Consider the following 17,838-nt stretch of genomic DNA (forward strand, 5'->3'; position numbering starts at 1 on the left):
GAACGCAGGAACGCAGGAACGCAGGAACGCAGGAACGCAGGGTCCGGCCTTCCCGTCCCTTCCTCAAGAGAATTTTCCGCATAGTCCCATAAAAATTGGCCAGTCCTGACAGGAACTGGCCATTTTCTAATCTTTTATCCTGAAGAAAAAATCAGGCGACGAGCGGTTCAACATGCTTGAACAGACTTTCAAAGCGGGCTCGGTCTTCAGCAAGCAGGCGCACGGTAATGGTTGTGCATGTATCATCATCCTGCCGGTCAGTTACCTCACCGTGCTGATAGAGCCACGCCGAAGCTGCACCATCAGAAAGCGGAACCCGATACCGCACATTTTCCATGGAAGACGTAATACGGCGGTCAATCACATCCATCAGGGCTGGCAAACCGTCCCCGGTGATAGCGGAAATGGCCACAGTATCTTCTGTCTGCGGCACCGCATCCGGGCCACCCAGCAGATCAGCCTTGTTCATAACTTCAATCATGCGGCTGGCCCAGTCAGACTCAATCATGTCGTCCCGTGCCATGCCATCCAGCACACCAAACACATCTTTCTTCTGGGCAGCACTGTCTGGATGCGCAATGTCACGCACGTGCAGGATGATATCTGCCTCCGCCACTTCTTCCAGCGTGGCACGAAAGGCCGCAATCAGTTCTGTTGGCAGATCACTGATAAAGCCCACAGTGTCGGAAAGAATGATACGCCTGCCGGATGGAAGCGTAATGGCCCGCATGGTCGGATCCAGCGTGGCAAAAAGCTGATCCTTGGCGTAAACGGTGGCCCCGGTCAGGGCATTGAACAGGGTTGATTTACCTGCGTTGGTATAGCCGACAAGTGCAACAACCGGGAAAGGCACACGCTTACGGGCCTGCCGGTGCAAGCCGCGGGTACGCCGAACCTGCTCCAGTTCCTTTTTCAACCGCACAATGCGGTCACCAATCATCCGGCGGTCAGCTTCGATCTGCGTTTCACCGGGGCCACCAAGGAAGCCGAAGCCCCCGCGCTGACGTTCAAGGTGAGTCCACAGCCGCACCAGCCGCGAGCGCTGATATTCCAGATGCGCCAGTTCAACCTGAAGCGTGCCTTCCTTGGTGGCTGCACGTGCACCGAAAATATCAAGAATAAGGCCCGTCCGGTCGATCACCTTGCAGCCAAATTCCGTTTCCAGATTTCGCTGCTGGCCGGGGGTAAGCCGGGCATCAACCACCAGAACATCAATCTTGTCCGCTTTGACGGCGACCTTGAGCGAGTCGACCTGCCCGCTTCCCAACAGGGTGGCTGACCGTTTGGCCCGTACCAGCAGCACTGCCTGCCGGACAATGACCAGACCGATGGAGGCTGCAAGGCCCACAGCTTCTTCAAGCCGGGCTTCTGCCGCCCGGATATCCTGATCATGGGAGGATTTTTCCCACGGCAGGATAACGGCGCCGCGCGTGGCGGAGGGTTTTGTATCAGATAAAGTCGTCGCCAAGAGTTGCTTCTCTGTCTGCCGACGCGCCAGACGCCGGGGTTTCAAATATATTGACTGGTATGGAAGGCATGACCGTGCTGATGGCATGCTTGTAAATGAGCTGGGTATGCTCGTCCCGCTTTAGCAGAACGGTCGTCTCGTCAAACCACGTAATGTTGCCCTGTAATTTGACGCCATTGACCAAAAATACCGTAACAGACGCACGTGAGCGACGAATCTGGCTCAAAAACGCATCTTGCACGTTATACCCGGTTTCCTTTTCCACAGTGTGAGGCCCTATTCTCGTTTTTTGTTAAAGTCGGAACCCGCGTGCAGTGTACGCTGCAATCGCCCTAGCCCGCCCCTCGTTCTTCTGATGTTACACCAAGCTGTTTCAGTTTGCGATGCAATGCGCTGCGTTCCATGCCAACAAATATGGCCGTACGGCTGATATTGCCGCCAAAACGTAATAACTGCGCCTGAAGGTACTGGGTTTCAAACATATCTCGCGCTTCACGCAGCGGAAGGCTCATTACATCCGCCGCGGCATCAAACTTCAGCAGGGCTGGCGCGCCCTCCCCGATGGTGGAAGGCAACATGTCCGCCCGAATGGGCTCCACCGTATTGCCGGGCAGCATGATCAGCACCCGTTCCATCAGGTTCCGCAGTTCACGCGCGTTACCGGGCCAGTCATATGCCTGAAGGGCGGCTATGGCATCAGCCGAGAGTTCCCGTTTGGGCAGCCCGGCCATTTCAGCGGCCCGCCGCAAAAACAGTTCCGCAAGGCCCGGAATATCATCCCGCCGCTCCCGCAGCCCCGGTACGCTCAGGGGCACAACCGCCAGCCGATAATACAGGTCCTCACGGAAGCGTCCCGCCATGATTTCGGCCTGTAAATCCCGGTTTGTGGTCGCCAGAACACGCACATCAACCTTTACACGCGTAGAACCGCCCAGGCGCTCAAACGTCTGATCCTGCAAGGCACGGACAATCTTGCCCTGTGTCTCAAGCGGCATATCCGCCACTTCATCCAGCACCAGCGTGCCGCCATGGGCGCGTTCCAGAACCCCGGTGCGGCGGCCTGTACCATCTGGCGCACCTTCCAGCCCGAACAGTTCTTCCTCAAACCGGCCGGGAGCCAGAATCGCGCAGTTCAGGGCCACAAAAGGACCATCAGCCCGGCGTGAGCGCGCATGAATCATCCGCGCAGCCACTTCCTTGCCGGAACCGGGGCCACCCGTAATCAACACGCGGGAACCTGTGGGGGCTACCCGTTCAATCTGCCCACGCACAGCTGAAATCAGGGCGCTGTTACCAAACAGTTCCGTGTCCTGCCCGGCGCGCAGCCTGAGTTCTTCATTTTCCTTGGCCAGACGGGAGGCTTCAAGAGCACGCCGCACCACAACCAGCAACCGGTCTGCCTGAAACGGCTTTTCAATGAAGTCATAGGCACCGTGCTGCAACGCCGCCACGGCTGTTTCAATCGTGCCGTGCCCGGAGATCATGATAACGGGCACAGAGGGTTCTTCCGCGTGCAGTACATTAAGGATACCAAGCCCATCCAGCTTGGACCCCTGCAACCACACATCCAGCACAACCAGAGATGGCCTACGTGCGCGGAACGCCGCTATGGCTGCATCGGAATTTCCGGCAACCCGCGTTTCGTATCCTTCATCTTCAAGAATGCCCTCAATGAGCATCCGAATATCAGGCTCATCATCAACAATCAGGATTTCATGAGCCATGGTCGTCCTTCATCGGCAACATCAGAATAGCCACAGTTCCTGTTTCCTCCGTCCTGTCTTCCAGACGCACTGCACCCCCGTGGTCTTCCATAATTTTCTTCACAATGGCCAGCCCCAGTCCGGTGCCTTTGGCCTTGTGCGTCACATAGGGTTCCGTCAGGCGGTGCCTGTCATCTGAAGGCAGGCCCACACCATTATCTGCAACTGAAATCTCAACCTCGTCCTGATCCTCTTGCAGACCAATCCATATCGCGCCTGCCACGTTTACGCCATGTTCTCCAACATCACCCTGTTTTGCCGTCATGGCAATGGCATCTGCCGCATTCTGTAAGAGGTTGATCAACGCCTGGCTGATCAGACGCCGATCACACCGCACGATCGGCCCCCTGTCCGGCAGGCTGACATGGTAGGTAATCTCCGGGTGCGCATTGCGTTGCAGCACCAGAACTTCCCGCACGATGCGGGACAGATCTTCCTGAGTCATAACAGGCTGCGGCATGCGGGCGAATGCGGAAAACTCGTCCACCATACGCCCGATATCCCCCACCTGGCGCACAATTGTATCAGCGCACTGGGCAAATGTTTCAGGATCAGACGTAATTTCGCGCAGGAAGCGCCGCTTCAGCCGCTCCGCCGCAAGCTGGATGGGGGTCAACGGATTCTTGATTTCATGGGCGATACGGCGGGCGACATCCGCCCAGGCCGCCTTGCGCTGGGCAAGCTGCAGGGCCGTAATATCATCAAACGTGATCACATACCCTTCCGTTACCGTGCCGCGTAGCTCCGCCCCCAGCCGCACAAGCAACATGCGGCGGTTGGTTACCGGGCCTGTCTGCACCTCCCGCGTGATAACCTGATCGGGGGCCTGACGGGCTTCGGCCAACATTTCCGCAAAGTCCGGTACCCGGACGGAAAGCGGCTCGCCAATGGCATCCATCAGATCTGTCTGAAGCAGTAGGCAAGCGGCGCGGTTCGGCAGTTCAATCCGTTGCTCCACATCCAGCCCGATCACCCCGGCGGAAACACCGGACAGCACAGCCTCCGTAAAACGGCGGCGTTCATTGATCTGGCCATAGGCCGCCATCAGTTCCGAACGTTGGCTGGCAAGCTGTTCCGTCATGCGGTTAAAGGCGCGGGACAGGCTCGTCACTTCATCATCACGGTTGGATTCGGGCACATGGACGCCCAGATCCCCTTCACTGATACGGCGTGCTGCCAGAATCAGCAGACCCAGCGGCTTGGCAATCTGATTGGCCAGAGCCAACCCGATCAGCGCTGCTGCTGCCAGCACCAGCAAGGCCACCAGTGCAAAGATCATGATGAAGGTAAGCTGGATTTTCGCCTTGTTGTCATTCAGGCGCTTGTAATCCGCCACCACTTTTTCCGTGCGGTGCATGTGCTCCAGAATGGTGGGGTCCACCAAGCGGGTGATCACCAGCATCAGGGCAGGCGTCTGAGAAAGCTCTACCACGGCGCGCACACGGCGCTCATCCGGGGAATCAAGGATGGCAACATCATTGGTGCGGGCCATCAGCGTGGCAGCCGGAGGCGGTAGATCCTGCATATAGCCGGTGCGGCTCATCAACCCGCCAGCCGCCACCACCTTGTTGGTAATAGGGTCATACACCAAAGCTTCGGTCAGACCGCGCATGGTGGCCTGACTGTCCAGCATCTGGCCCAATGCATCCGGGTCCTGCAACAGGTTCATGCCGCTGGCCGCCAGTTCATTTTCCGCACTGGTGATATAGTTGGCCATCGAGAACGCATCTGTCCGGATATTGGCGTTGTGTTCCGTCAGATACCCACGTGATGCTTCAAGGGCTTCCGTCAGCGCTGTATTGACCCTGTCCGCAAACCAGATCTGAATGCCGTAATGAAAAAACAATGTGGCGAATGCGCCCACCACCAGAGTGGGGGCCACAGCCACAATGCCAAAAAGAGTGACCAGCCGCACATGCAGGCGCGCCCCGGCCAGCCCTTTGCGATGTTCGGCCAACATGGGCCCCACACGCATGGCCAGCGCCAGCAGCAGCAGACCCAGCACAAGGCTGTTCACCAGCAGAATCAGCGGTTCTATGATGGCATAATGCCCGAAGGACATACCGCCTGAGAGCGCGACAAAGGTTGCAAACCCCAGGCACAGCGCAAGCGCTGCCAAGGTAAGCGCCACACTTTTTCGCTCAAGGGACCGCAGCAGCCAATGCAGCCGGGTGCGGGAGAGCAGCGCCTTGAACGTGGAGAGAAAGTGCTTCATGCGCGCCGGTCAGACCACGCCACGCACAACCGGTATTTCCAGTTCACGTATTTTCTTGCGCAGCGTATTCCGGTTCAACCCCAGCATGGAGGCCGCTTTGATCTGGTTGCCCCGTGTTTCAGTCAACGTCATCTGAATAAGCGGGCGCTCCACTTCCATGATGACGCGGGAATACAGATCATTCAGGGGCATCCCTTCCCTGCCAGCCACAAGGTAACGCAGGATATGGCGGGAAACAGCCTCGGACAGCGGCTCTTCCACCGCTGTTTTCTCCACCAATGCCTCGTTTGCCAGCGGTTCAGCCAGTTCAGCGTCAATCAGATCACTACCTATGGTTTCCTGCGGATAAAGCGCCACAATACGGCGGATCAGGTTTTCCAGTTCCCGCACGTTGCCGGGCCACCGCCAGGACTGCAAACGCTCGATAGCGGACTCATCCAGCACCTTGGAAGGACCACCTGCGTCCCGGCACTGCGCCAGAAAATGGCGGGCCAGCAGCGGAATATCCTCCAACCGTTCCCTCAGCGGCGGCAGGCGCACAGGCACCACATTCAGGCGATAGTACAGATCCTCACGAAAGGTTCCGGCACGGATAGCCTGCCGCAGATCACGGTGAGTTGCGGCAATAATGCGCACATCTGCCCGAATGGGAGCACGCCCCCCAACCGTCGTGAATTCGCCGTCCTGCAAGACACGCAGCAGACGAGTCTGGGCTTCTGGCGGCATGTCGCCAATTTCATCCAGAAACAGTGTGCCTCCCGCCGCCTGCTCAAAGCGCCCCGGACTTCTGCCCCCTGCTGTGCGCTCCTGGCCAAACAACTCGCTCTCAATCTGGTCACGCGGGATAGCCGCCATGTTCACTGCAATAAAGGGGCCGCCCCGCCTGCGCCCATATTCATGCAAGGCGCGCGCCACCAGTTCCTTGCCGGTGCCACTTTCCCCGCTGATCATGACAGTCAGATCAGATGTCGTCAGGCGAGCGATGCTCCGATAGATGCCCTGCATCACCACGGACTGACCAATCAGCGGCAAACGTTCTTCCGGGCTGGCGCTTACGGCTGGTTTGGCCACTTCCTGCGCTGGGGCCGCCAGCGCCCGGCCAACAACGCTCAGAAGCTCTTTCAGGTCAAAAGGCTTGGCCAGATATTCAAACGCGCCCCGCTGTGTCGCTTTCACAGCCGTCATGAGGTTGGATTGTGCGCTCATGACAATAATACGCAGGTCGGGCCGCGCCTGCCTGATGCGCGGAATGAGATCGAGCCCGCTGCCATCAGGCATGATCACATCCGTAATCACCAGATCGCCCTCGCCTTCCTCAACCCATTGCCATAGCGTGGCTGCATTGGGCGTGGACTGCACCTGATATCCGGCCCGCCCCAAAGCCTGCCCCAGCACGGTACGAATAGAACGGTCGTCATCAGCAACAAGAATGGTGGGCAGAGGCGTCATGGCAGGAAGATCACATTCAGCAGCGTTGAAATCAGATAAAATCCGGAAGCGCGCAAAACGCTTCAGGTGACGGGATGGTCTTCAGAAACAACTGGCAGATACAGGCTTATTTCCGTCCGGCCGGGGCGGCTTTCTACTTCAATCACCCCACCGTGGTCATCCATGATCTTGCCCACAAGGGCCAATCCAAGCCCGCTTCCACTCATTTTGGTGCTCAGAAAGGGCTCGAACAGATGCGGACGAATGGTCTCGGAAATACCGGGCCCGGTATCCCGCACCGTGACCACCAACGGCAGATGCCGCCATTGGGTTGTACCGGGCACAGCCATGCGAATACCTGGCCGGTAGCTTGTCATAAGCGTAATTTCACCCGGCTTGCCGGTTTCCCGGATGGCTTCCGCAGCGTTTTTCACCAGATTGATAAGCACCTGAACAAGCTGATCCCGGTCTCCCCACACATGCGGGAGGGACGGATCATACCGCTCCACAATACGGATACCCGCGGCAAACCCCTGATTTGCCAGGAGTTTCACATGCTCCAGAAGCCGGTGGATATTAAGCGAACGGTAATCCGTTGGGGCTTCTCCAAACATGCCCATCCGCTCAACCAGCGCATCAATCCGGTCCACTTCATCACAGATCAAGGTGGCCAGTTCCCGATCCTGATCGGAAACCGCATTTTCCAGAATTTGTGCCGCCCCTTTTATGCCTGACAGGGGATTACGCACTTCATGCGCCAGCATGGCCGCCATGCCTGACACACTACGGGCAGCAGAGCGAAACGCCATCTGCCTGTCGAGCGTCCGCGCGGTGGAGGAATCATACACGGTCAACAGGATGGAACCCGGGCAATCGGGCACATCCGCCCCCTGCACCGTCACCCCTTCCCGATGGAAGCGCGGACTGCTGAAGGCCAGTTCATGCTCCGTTACACTTCCACCTTCACGGCGGAGATGCTGCACCAACAGAAAAAGCGGGTGATCAGAAGGAACCAGATCCTGCAAGGCGCCCTGACACAACTGATGCCGGGACATGGCAAAAAACTCTTCCGCGGCTGAATTGGCAAAACGAATGCCATCATCTGGGCCAAGTTCCAGCACTGGCACAGGCAGACTATCCAGAAGAATGCCGGGGTCTGACCTTTCTGTTGCTGAAAGAGCGCCGGGTTTCATGCAGACCTGATCACGCAGCGCAGGCCTGAGCCTGCTCCGCCGCTTCTGCATGGCGGGAAACGCGTGGCTCACGCACTGCGCCTGCTGCAATCTGCTGATCGTAAAAATCAGTCATCATGGCAATGGCTTCTGGCGCGTTATCAACCCGGTTGAACGCAGCCCGAAAACCGGCGGAATTCGGCAGGCCAGCAGAATACCAGGCAACATGTTTACGGGCCAACCGCAGGCCTGGACGCTCGCCAAAATGGCGGAGCATCATGTCATAATGTTCAAGCACAATGGCTTTTTCTGTAGGCAGGTCAGGGTCAGGCACGTTTTCACCCGTAAGCAGAGCCTGCGCCACCTGTGCCAGAAACCACGGCCGTCCATAGCAGCCACGGCCGATCATCACTCCATCCGCACCTGATTCCGCCAGGGCGGTTCTGGCATCATCAAGGGTCAGGATATCGCCATTCACAATAACAGGCAGGTCAACGGCGTCCTTCACCGTGCGCACAAAAGCCCAGTTTGCCGTGCCATTATAGAATTGCTGCCGGGTACGCCCATGCACCGTGATCATGCGAATACCAGCCTGCTGCGCAATACGGGCCAGAACCGGCGCATTCAGATGCTGATGATCCCACCCCATCCGCATTTTCAGGGTAACTGGCACATCTACGGCTTTGACCGTGGCTTCCAGCAGACGGCCCGCAGCAACCTCATCCCGCATAAGGGCCGAACCGGCCATCTGGCCCACGGCCACTTTCTTCACCGGGCAGCCAAAATTGATATCAATCATGTCCGCACCGCGGCCAACGGCAATGCGTGCTGCTTCCGCCATGGCATCAGGGTCACACCCGGCAAGCTGCACGGCGTTGGGGCCGCCCGCGTCTGCAACCTCGGCCATGCGGAGGGTTGTGTCATTCTCACGCACCATGGCCCAGGAGGCGATCATTTCTGAAACCACAAGCCCAGCGCCCAACTTGCGCGCCAGACGCCGAAACGGCAGATCTGTCACGCCAGACATGGGGGCCAGAATAACAGGCGTTTCAATACGGATGCCGCCGCCCAACTCAATAGGCCGCACTAACGGTTGCGTTTGCACTATCTTTTCCACATTGCCTATGATTTAGGCAGGAATAGCGTTTTCCCGCCCCGGAATCAATCTTTTATATCCGAAACATTCTAACGCTTCAGGACAACAAAAAGCTCAGTTTCCCAACGGTTTTATAACCGGGCCTTACATGTTGTAACGCGGGTTATAGTCTCCTGCCCAGCCAGCTTCAAGACTATCTTGCGCAGGCCTCTTCAACAGAAAAAAGGCACCCCTCCTTACGGAGCAGAGTGCCTTTCTGGCCTCAAGCAGCGCAAAAATGCCCTTCGGATCAGGGGACCAGAACGGAAACCGCCGCCGTGCAGGCAATACCTTCTTCACGCCCCGTAAAGCCCAGACGCTCGGAGGTTGTCGCCTTCACGGAAATGCGGCCAATATCCACCTGCAACAAATCCGCCAACCGCTGGCGCATGGCTTCTGCATGCGGGCCAATTTTGGGACGCTCGCAGATCAACGTCAGATCCGCATTAATCAGCATGCCCCCGCGCTCACGAATACGCTGACCGGCATGCACCAGAAAACGCGCACTGTCCGCATCTTTCCATTCATTCTGGCTTGGCGGAAAATGGCGCCCGATGTCGCCTTCAGCTAGCGCACCATAAATGGCATCACACAGCGCGTGTATCCCGACATCTGCGTCAGAATGACCAGCGAGCCCTTTGGTGTGCGGCACAGTAATGCCGCACAGAATAAGCGGACGCCCTTCTTCAAACGCATGCACGTCGTACCCAAGCCCCACGCGCGGCAAAAGGGTCGGGCCGATCAATCGTTCAAGACGCACGAGATCATCCTCATAAGTCAGCTTGATATTGTCTTCATCGCCACGCACCAGCGCCACGCTGAACCCGGCATCTTCCAGCAGCTTGGCATCGTCCGTCGCACTCTGGGAAGAAGCCGAACGATGCAGGTCACGAAACAGTCCGAAGCGGAACCCCTGAGGTGTTTGCGCGCGGAACAGGTGATCACGCGAGACTGTGCCCGCAATCACGCCATTTTCTTCCCGCTTGAGCGTATCAGCCACCGGCACCGCCGGTATTGCCCCCGGATGTTCGCTCAGGGCTGAAATCACGTTCTGGATTACGGTCGCGGTCACATAGGGACGCGCACCATCATGCACCAGCACCAGATCAGGCTTCTGATCTTCCGGCAGCTTGTCCAGCGCTTCAAGGCCGGCCCGCACACTGGCCTGGCGGGTTTCTCCCCCCGCTACCGGCGGCAGGGTTTCAAGCCCGTCCAGCGCATCCCGCAGGGAGTCCGGATGCCCGACTGGTTGCAGGCAGGTCACATGCGGCATCAGGGCTTCCGCAGCGTGACGGATAACCGGCAGGCCCGCCAGAAGCACATATTGCTTTGGCGTATCAGACCCGCTGGTAGCGGCGTAACGGCTGCCTGTTCCGGCAGCCAGAAGAATGGCAGCAACTCGCATGACGGGAGGAATGAGGCCGGAACCGTGCGGCGTCAAGGCGGAAAATGGCATACCGCATGACCATCAGAGGCTGCTACCCGCTTTGTCGGCCAGCCGGACATAAACCAGCAGACGGGGGACTAAAGCCTCTCGTATCAGTTGGATGCTCCTTTTTACACTTGAATGCGGTGCCTTCTTGACCCTGTAATACCACCGTCAGACGTCGAAGCCGCTTTTTCAGGCATAAAAATCTGGAGGGTTCTAAAAACCCTCTTTTCCGCCTGTATAAAAATCGCAGCCCATTGATATCGCTATTACTGCAAAAATCAAAATAGGGGTTTTTAGACCCCTTCAGATTACTGTCAGGTGGTCTGCTCAATAAAGAAACGGGGGCGCCGCTTCACCTCGGTATAAATACAGCCGATATATTCCCCAACAATCCCCAGCGCGAGCATCTGAAGCCCGCCAATCAGGCAGATCATGGCGTTAAGAGACGCCCACCCGATCGCAGGCTGGAAGAACAGCTTATCCACCACGCTCCAGAGGATGCTCACAAGCCCCAAGAGAAATACACTGACACCCAGAAGCGCGATCATCCGTAAGGGAACGACTGAAAAAGATGTCACTCCCCGCAATGCAAGGGCCACCATCCGGAACAGCGTGTATTTGGACTCTCCGCCCAACCGAGGCGTACGGGTATAATAGACGCTTGCTGTTCTGAACCCCACCAAGGGTACAATACCACGCAGATAAAGGTTTTCTTCCGTGAACGAGAGCACGGCTTTTCTCGCTTCAGGACCCAGCAGACGATAATCTGCGTGATCTTCAATGGTTTCCACGCCCATTATCGTCATGAAGCGATAAAAAAGACGTGCCGTGGTCCGTTTAAAAAGCGTATCGGCTGAACGATCCTGCCGCACCCCATACACCACCTGGCAGCCGTCCCGATAATGTTCGACCATGGCGCTCATGGCCGCAACGGAATCCTGCAAATCCGCATCTATGCTGATACAAGGACCTTCCTGCACAGCGCTCAACCCAGCCAGAAGCGCATTCTGATGCCCAACATTCCGTGACAGCTTCATCCCGCAAAAAGAGCCCGAGCGGGCAGCCAGATTGGTAATTATAGGCCACGTCTGATCAGTGCTGCCGTCATCCACAAACAGCACCTTGCTCTGTTGTGCCACAAGACCTGCCTCAACCATTTTCTGGAGTTGTTCTGCCAGACAAGTCGCAGACTGCAGCAGAACAGGCTCCTCATTATAGCAGGGCACGATAATGGTCAGCACGTCAGGCTGATCTGCGCCTTCATGCACGAGTACGCCCTCTTCCTTTTTCGGCATTTACGTAACAGGCACCATGAAACATGGAGCAATGTTGCCCTGCCTTGGCGCAACACGCCATGCCGCCTGCGCATTGGAGCAGATCACTCTGGTTTAACACCAGCCTGCGGCACCCCTGCCACATGGTAGGACTCAACAAAATAGAGAGGACGATTTTTTGTCTCGTTGAAAATACGACCAATATATTCGCCTATTAGCCCGAGCGTCATGAGCTGAACACCGCCCAGAAACAGGATAACACTCATCAGGCTGGGATAGCCGGGCACATGGGAGCCGAACAAAAGTGTGTTCAACACAATCCATCCGCCATACAACACGGCCAGCAGGGAAATCACAAACCCCAGATACGTCCCTAACTGCAAGGGCAGTACGGAGAACGAGGTAATTCCTTCCAGCGCAAAATTCCACAAGGACCAGTAATTGAAGCTGGTAACCCCTGCCGCCCGTGGCGCCCGATCATAAAACACGGCCTTGGAGGGATAGCCTATCCAGGCAAACAACCCTTTCATGAAGCGATGGCGTTCACGCATCTGCAACAGACTATCCAGCGCTCGGCGGCTAAGAAGCCGAAAATCGCCGGTGTCTGGCGGAATGACAACACGGTTCCCAAGTTTAGCCATCACCCGGTAAAACATCCACGCCGTAAAACGCTTTGGGATGCTCTCACCCTCCCGCGCCCGTCTGCGGGCATATACCATATCCACATCGTCCGACCATTCGGCCACCAACGTTTCAATAACTTCAGGCGGGTCCTGCAGATCGGCATCGATCACAATCACGCCCTGAGTTCCACGGGCATGGTCCAGCCCGGCTGTCAGCGCTATTTCCTTTCCGAAGTTGCGAGAAAGATTGACACTGGAGACCCGATTATCCTGCTGTTCCAGATCACGCATGACCACAAGTGTCTGATCTTTGGAACCATCGTTGACGTAAACCACCTCCCACGGCCGCCCGACACGGCCCATCACGGCGCAGAGATGCTGGTGAAACTCTGGCAAAACAACCTGCTCATTATAGCAAGGCACAACCACACTAAGAGAAGGGATATCTGAAACAGGTAATCGAGTGGGCATGTTTGAAAAACCGTATCGTTTAGCGCGCTACAACTTAAAAAGTATTTTCCAGAACGGAAAATCGTCATATGGCCTAGCTTACATCTTAATGAGCTTAGCAGACTAACTGAACAGCGTAGCAAGCATACGTGATAGGATGCAGCGTTTAAACGCCGATGCTGACTTTAATATTTTATCCTTCCCGTAACCATGCCTTATTTTTCTTCAAATCCACGCATGAACGATGATTTTTTCTGCTTTCTTTTTGTGCAGATAGGTACATCAAATAAGAAGCATCTTTTCAGCAACCCCAATCTCAGATCAGAGGATCTTCCTCGACATGGATTTATTTCATGCACAAGCAGGCGGGTTCTAAAAACCCTCTTTCCGCCTGCACAAGAATCGTAACACGTTGATATTGCTACTACTGCAAGAATCAAAATAGGGGTTTTAGACCCCTCAAGCTGTATGATGCCCTATGACGCCTCATAAGGTGACCTCGCGTGAATATGCCCGTCATGTAAAGCTAAAATATTGAGGCCTTTTTTCCAGTTATCTTCTGGATCAACAAAAAACCATCCCGAATGAGAAATCGTCTTTCTTCGTCCCCTCCAGACTGGATCGCCCATCCATTACGAGGCCCCACGCATGGAGCCCCGCACGGACACTTAACAGGAAAGCATCAATAACAGCATCAGTTCTACAGAGCGAAACTGCCCCGCATTCTGATACCTCCCCTGCTTAAAAAGCCGAATTTTCCTTCTGGTTTTTACCGAACGAAATCATCTGCTGTGTGTGAAACCGCCTCTCAGGCATTGCCAGGGTTAACCGACAGAGAGCAGTACGTAATATCGCTTTTATAGCTCGACAATCTTACCGGAAATTTTTTACAGGATGAAAAGTCTATCTGCATATTATAATGCTCCTTGAACTTAGTGATGGCCCAATTTTTGGCCACCTGATCATTTGGATCATTGAATAATACATACTGCTTGGGCGTCCTGTTTTTAGGCAGATAGGTATAATAAATATCCCAATATTTTTTAGTCCCGAAATCAAACAATCCTCTATTGATCTGAATAACATGTCCTTGAGGGTTGATGACCGGAACGACCCATGCAGAGAAAAAATTGGCATTAAACAAAACATCTGCCTCTTTTACCTCTTGCGGTATATTGCCCTCAAAATAAGGGTGACTGTAACTCCCCCGCCCCCAATCGGGCACGCCTTTGACAAAGCTGACCGCCACCAAAACCGCAGCCGCCCAACATGCCTTTTTTCCGGGTTCATACACAGGTGTCCGCTGCATATTTAAAATTTCATATATCAAAACATAGAAAATAATCGGGCAGATAAGGTCTGTAGGGATAAAATAACGGTAAACACCAAAAACATATTGCCAGACATAGAAAGAGAGAAAGAAAAATAGGAATAAAATATTATCCCGACTCCCCAGCAGACTCTTGAAGCCGAATTTCGCAATTTTTATCGCAAAATATAATGCAAAGAGAACAAAACAGAATAAAGCCGTATAGCACACAACCGCTTTATCATTTGATGCGGTAACAACCCGATCAATATGATCTGCAAAGTAAAAAGGATATATGATTTTTTCCAACCCATGGAATTGAAAAAACATCATGTCCCGCGTTGCATTCTTATCCAGGGACGCATAGGGAGAGCGAAAAATATTATTAAAGAAAGGGAACAGAGGGTTTCCGAAAAGGGTATACAGTTTGTAATACCAAACCCCGGAAGACGCCATCAACGCCAGGAAAGAGGAACTTAAAAAAGAAAAGGCACCGACAATTCGGCGGCCATAAAACAAAGAAATAAGAACAAGAAAAACAGGTATATAGAGCGCCGACGTCAGTTTAAGGCCTGTTGCAGCACCAATGAGCAAACCTGAAAAAATCAGTGCTTTATTTTCTTTTTCTGCAATAGCTTTAAGAACACAGCAAAACGACATTAAAATTGGAACAGCAATAAGATTATCATGCATGGAAGAGCCCAGTTCTCCGATGAAGAACGTGCTTCCAAAACAGCATATAGCTGTCAAAACAAATTGATGTATTTTATCTTTTATAAAGAAACGAGCGATATACATTATTGGAAAGGCCACAAGGCCCTGTAAAAATCCAAATAAAAATGCAACCACAAAAGGATTTAGATGCAATATTGCAAAATAGAAAAGAGAATCCAGATACGGGTTTAAATAGCTATGCGCGCCAGCAGGACCAAGATCATACCCTAACCTGCCGTTAAACCAAGCATACGCATTGTATAAATGGTAGTTCCACACATCTCCGTTTGTATCCTGACGCCGAAGAAGAGAGACACCACCTTCAACCAATGCCAGAAAAAATGGAAACACCATGTATTTCCATTTCTCTTGATACTCAGAATGTTTTTCCATGATGCATTCCCGACATAAGTTTTCTATTTTTTATATTTGTGAAAAATGCAGCGAAAAAATCATTCTCTTGCTTTTTCTTCTGCTATCGGAGGCGCTGGATAAGAAAGATAGCTCAGGCGACGGTTTTCCAATCGGTCAAGGGCAACACTATCCAGAATTTGACCGCAACAAAACGCCAGCGCTGCCAGGATTTCCATCCCTGTCGCTAATAAGGCTGTCGGCAGACGAGGAACATAACCGCTGCTCATGAATTCCAGAACAACCGGCAGCCCGAGCAGTATACCAGCGAAACAGAATATGAAGCTGATAACGCTGAAAAACAGAAAAGGCCGCTCGCGCCTGAGAAGATTAATAATGGTGCCCAGAATACGCACACCATCACGATAGGTATTCAACTTGGAAACCGAGCCTTCCGGCCGTTCCACATAAACCGTTTCAACCTCCCCTACCGGCATACATAGCTTGAGAGCGTGAACCGTAAATTCTGTTTCTGTTTCAAACCCAGCCGATAGTGCGGGAAATGATTTAACAAAACGTTTGGAAAAAATACGATAGCCGGACAACATATCTTTATTACCTTGCCCAAAGAGAGCACGGACAAGGTTTGTTAAGACTTTGTTCCCCAGAACATGGCCAAATCGATAGGCAGCCTGCCGCTCCGTAATGCGAAGGCCTGTCACCATATCAAGACAGTTTTCCTTGGCCAAAGCCAACATACGTGGTGCGGCTGCAGCCTCGTAAGTGGCGTCACCGTCTACCAGAACGTAAAAATCAGCATCGATATCAGCAAACATGCGCCGGATAACGTGCCCTTTCCCTTGCCTGACTTCCGTCCGCACAACAGCCCCTGCTTCTTTTGCAAGGGTCATCGTTTGATCTTGGGAATTGTTATCATACACATAAATGGTTGCGTTCGGTAAGGCGTCCTTAAATTCCCGAACAACCTGAGCGATTGTCACTTCCTCATTATAGCAGGGCAACAAAACAGCCACATTTGGAGACACCTCCGTTGAGGACGGCAAGACAGAAAATCTCGACAGATCAGGCATTTATATATCTACCAAATGAACGATTGTAGGGGATAAGGAAGCAGCAACAGACAATATTTTATGCGTGATGGCAAAGTGTGTGTAGGTGAGTGTCTTAACTTCATCAAACGTCATCAAGACACTTACTATACAGACACTTGATTGAGAAAAAATGAATACGGCTTGCATCCATTTTTGTCTCAATCAATGAGTGCTTTCAGTTAATCTGGATCAACAAAGAAGGCTGGCAGATCCAATTCTTTCGCCTGCAACGCTGCATCAATCCGGTCACATGCGGCAAGGGCTTCTGTGATGGTGACATCCATATCCAGATAACGGTAAGTGCCAAGCCGCCCGAGGAAAGACACGCCTTTCTCTGCGCGGGCGAGGCCGATGTAGCTCTCCAGCATCTGCTTTTCGTTCACGAGGCGGATGGGGTAGTACGGCACATCCTTCTCACCGGCCAAGCGGCTGTATTCGCGGAAACACACCGTCTTGGAGAATTTGTCCTGCTCCCAGGGGGCAAAGTGCTTGTGCTCGGAAATACGGGTGAACGGCACGTTTTCATCACAGTAATTGATGACGGCAGTGCCCTGATGATCACCTTCATCAACAAACCGTTCGAAATCCAGAGTTCTGTAGCCCAGCCGGCCCAGTTTGAACTGGAAGAAGCGGTCAATCGGGCCTGTATAGAAAACGTGCTGGAATTTTTCTTCCAGACTTTCAAACGAACAGCCCAGCCGGAGATCAATCCCCTCAACATTCAGAATATTCTGGACAATGGCCGTATAGCCTTCCTCCGGCATACCCTGATAGGGATGGTTGAAATAGTTGTCGTCATAATTGAAACGCAGGGGCAGCCGCTTCAGAATGGACGCAGGCAGTTCCGTGGGTTCAAGGCCCCACTGTTTGCGGGTGTAGCCATAGAAAAAGGCCCGATACAGTTCCGGCCCGATCATGCTCAACGCCTGCTCTTCAAACGAGCGGGGGTTGGTGATGGTTTTATCCGCTTTGCCTTCAATAAAGGCACGCGCTTCCTTCGGCCCCATGGTGGTGCCAAAGAACTGGTTGATGGTCAGCAGGTTCACCGGAAGCGTATAGACACGCCCTTGCGAAATGGCTTTTACCCGGTTCACATACGGTTTGAACGCGCCAAAACGCTGCACGTAGTCCCATGCGCGCTGGTCTGCCGTATGGAAAATGTGAGGGCCATATTTATGCACCATCACGCCCGTTTCGGCATCCCGTTCGGTATGGCAGTTGCCGCCAATATGCGGACGCTCATCCACAACCGTGACCTTATGCCCGCGTTCCGCAAGATGGCGCGCAATAATGGCACCACTAAACCCGGCACCCACAACGCAAAAAGACATCCAATCCCCCAGTGTTCATCACCTGCATGGCGGCTCCTGAACGGGTTTTCCCATTCATGGC

General features: G+C 53.9%; 13 protein-coding genes. All 13 read right to left on the bottom strand.

Going from position 1 to position 17,838, the window contains the following annotated elements; all coding sequences use genetic code 11:
- Positions 1 to 151 precede the first annotated feature (151 nt).
- A complete protein-coding gene (gene hflX / locus AD948_RS08615; RefSeq protein WP_006559671.1) occupies positions 152 to 1,468 on the bottom strand; it encodes a GTPase HflX in 1,317 nt (438 codons plus the stop codon).
- On the bottom strand, positions 1,449 to 1,733 hold the full coding sequence (hfq, locus tag AD948_RS08620; protein ID WP_006559672.1) for an RNA chaperone Hfq: 285 nt from the start codon (positions 1,731 to 1,733) through the stop codon (positions 1,449 to 1,451). Before hfq ends, hflX begins: the two co-directional genes overlap by 20 nt.
- 67 nt (positions 1,734 to 1,800) lie before the next feature.
- The gene (gene ntrX, locus AD948_RS08625) at positions 1,801 to 3,192 is read right to left on the bottom strand and encodes a nitrogen assimilation response regulator NtrX (protein ID WP_006559673.1); all 1,392 of its coding nucleotides are present in this window, start codon (positions 3,190 to 3,192) and stop codon (positions 1,801 to 1,803) included.
- Positions 3,182 to 5,446 (bottom strand): sensor histidine kinase NtrY-like, encoded by a 2,265-nt coding sequence (locus AD948_RS08630; protein ID WP_006559674.1) that lies wholly within the window; start codon positions 5,444 to 5,446, stop codon positions 3,182 to 3,184. Before AD948_RS08630 ends, ntrX begins: the two co-directional genes overlap by 11 nt.
- Positions 5,447 to 5,455: 9 nt before the next feature.
- Positions 5,456 to 6,895, bottom strand: coding sequence for a nitrogen regulation protein NR(I) (ntrC, locus tag AD948_RS08635; protein ID WP_006559675.1), 1,440 nt, complete (start codon positions 6,893 to 6,895; stop codon positions 5,456 to 5,458).
- Between the two features lie 62 nt (positions 6,896 to 6,957).
- Positions 6,958 to 8,067 carry a two-component system sensor histidine kinase NtrB gene (locus AD948_RS08640; protein ID WP_006559676.1) on the bottom strand — a complete coding sequence of 370 codons (1,110 nt, stop codon included), beginning with the start codon at positions 8,065 to 8,067 and terminating at the stop codon, positions 6,958 to 6,960.
- Positions 8,068 to 8,077: 10 nt separating this feature from the next.
- Positions 8,078 to 9,151: a tRNA dihydrouridine synthase DusB gene (dusB, locus tag AD948_RS08645; RefSeq protein WP_035381003.1), complete on the bottom strand. Its 1,074-nt coding sequence runs from the start codon at positions 9,149 to 9,151 to the stop codon at positions 8,078 to 8,080.
- A 280-nt stretch (positions 9,152 to 9,431) separates the two neighbouring features.
- Positions 9,432 to 10,586, bottom strand: a complete 1,155-nt coding sequence (ispF, locus tag AD948_RS08650) for a 2-C-methyl-D-erythritol 2,4-cyclodiphosphate synthase (RefSeq protein ID WP_061471528.1) — start codon at positions 10,584 to 10,586, stop codon at positions 9,432 to 9,434.
- A gap of 341 nt (positions 10,587 to 10,927) precedes the next feature.
- Positions 10,928 to 11,908, bottom strand: a complete 981-nt coding sequence (locus AD948_RS08655; protein WP_061471501.1) for a glycosyltransferase family 2 protein — start codon at positions 11,906 to 11,908, stop codon at positions 10,928 to 10,930.
- 83 nt (positions 11,909 to 11,991) lie between these two features.
- On the bottom strand, positions 11,992 to 12,981 hold the full coding sequence (locus tag AD948_RS08660; RefSeq protein ID WP_211264460.1) for a glycosyltransferase family 2 protein: 990 nt from the start codon (positions 12,979 to 12,981) through the stop codon (positions 11,992 to 11,994).
- A 787-nt stretch (positions 12,982 to 13,768) separates the two neighbouring features.
- Entirely contained in the window at positions 13,769 to 15,376 is a 1,608-nt protein-coding gene (locus tag AD948_RS08665; RefSeq protein WP_061471502.1) for a glycosyltransferase 87 family protein, read from the bottom strand.
- A 59-nt stretch (positions 15,377 to 15,435) separates the two neighbouring features.
- Complete coding sequence (locus tag AD948_RS08670; protein WP_061471503.1) at positions 15,436 to 16,425, bottom strand: glycosyltransferase family 2 protein; 990 nt, start codon at positions 16,423 to 16,425, stop codon at positions 15,436 to 15,438.
- A gap of 200 nt (positions 16,426 to 16,625) precedes the next feature.
- A complete protein-coding gene (glf, locus tag AD948_RS08675) occupies positions 16,626 to 17,777 on the bottom strand; it encodes a UDP-galactopyranose mutase (RefSeq protein ID WP_058988484.1) in 1,152 nt (383 codons plus the stop codon).
- Positions 17,778 to 17,838: the final 61 nt, after the last annotated feature.

Origin of the sequence: Acetobacter senegalensis, from assembly GCF_001580995.1 — a bacterium.
Taxonomy (GTDB): Bacteria; Pseudomonadota; Alphaproteobacteria; order Acetobacterales; family Acetobacteraceae; genus Acetobacter; species Acetobacter senegalensis.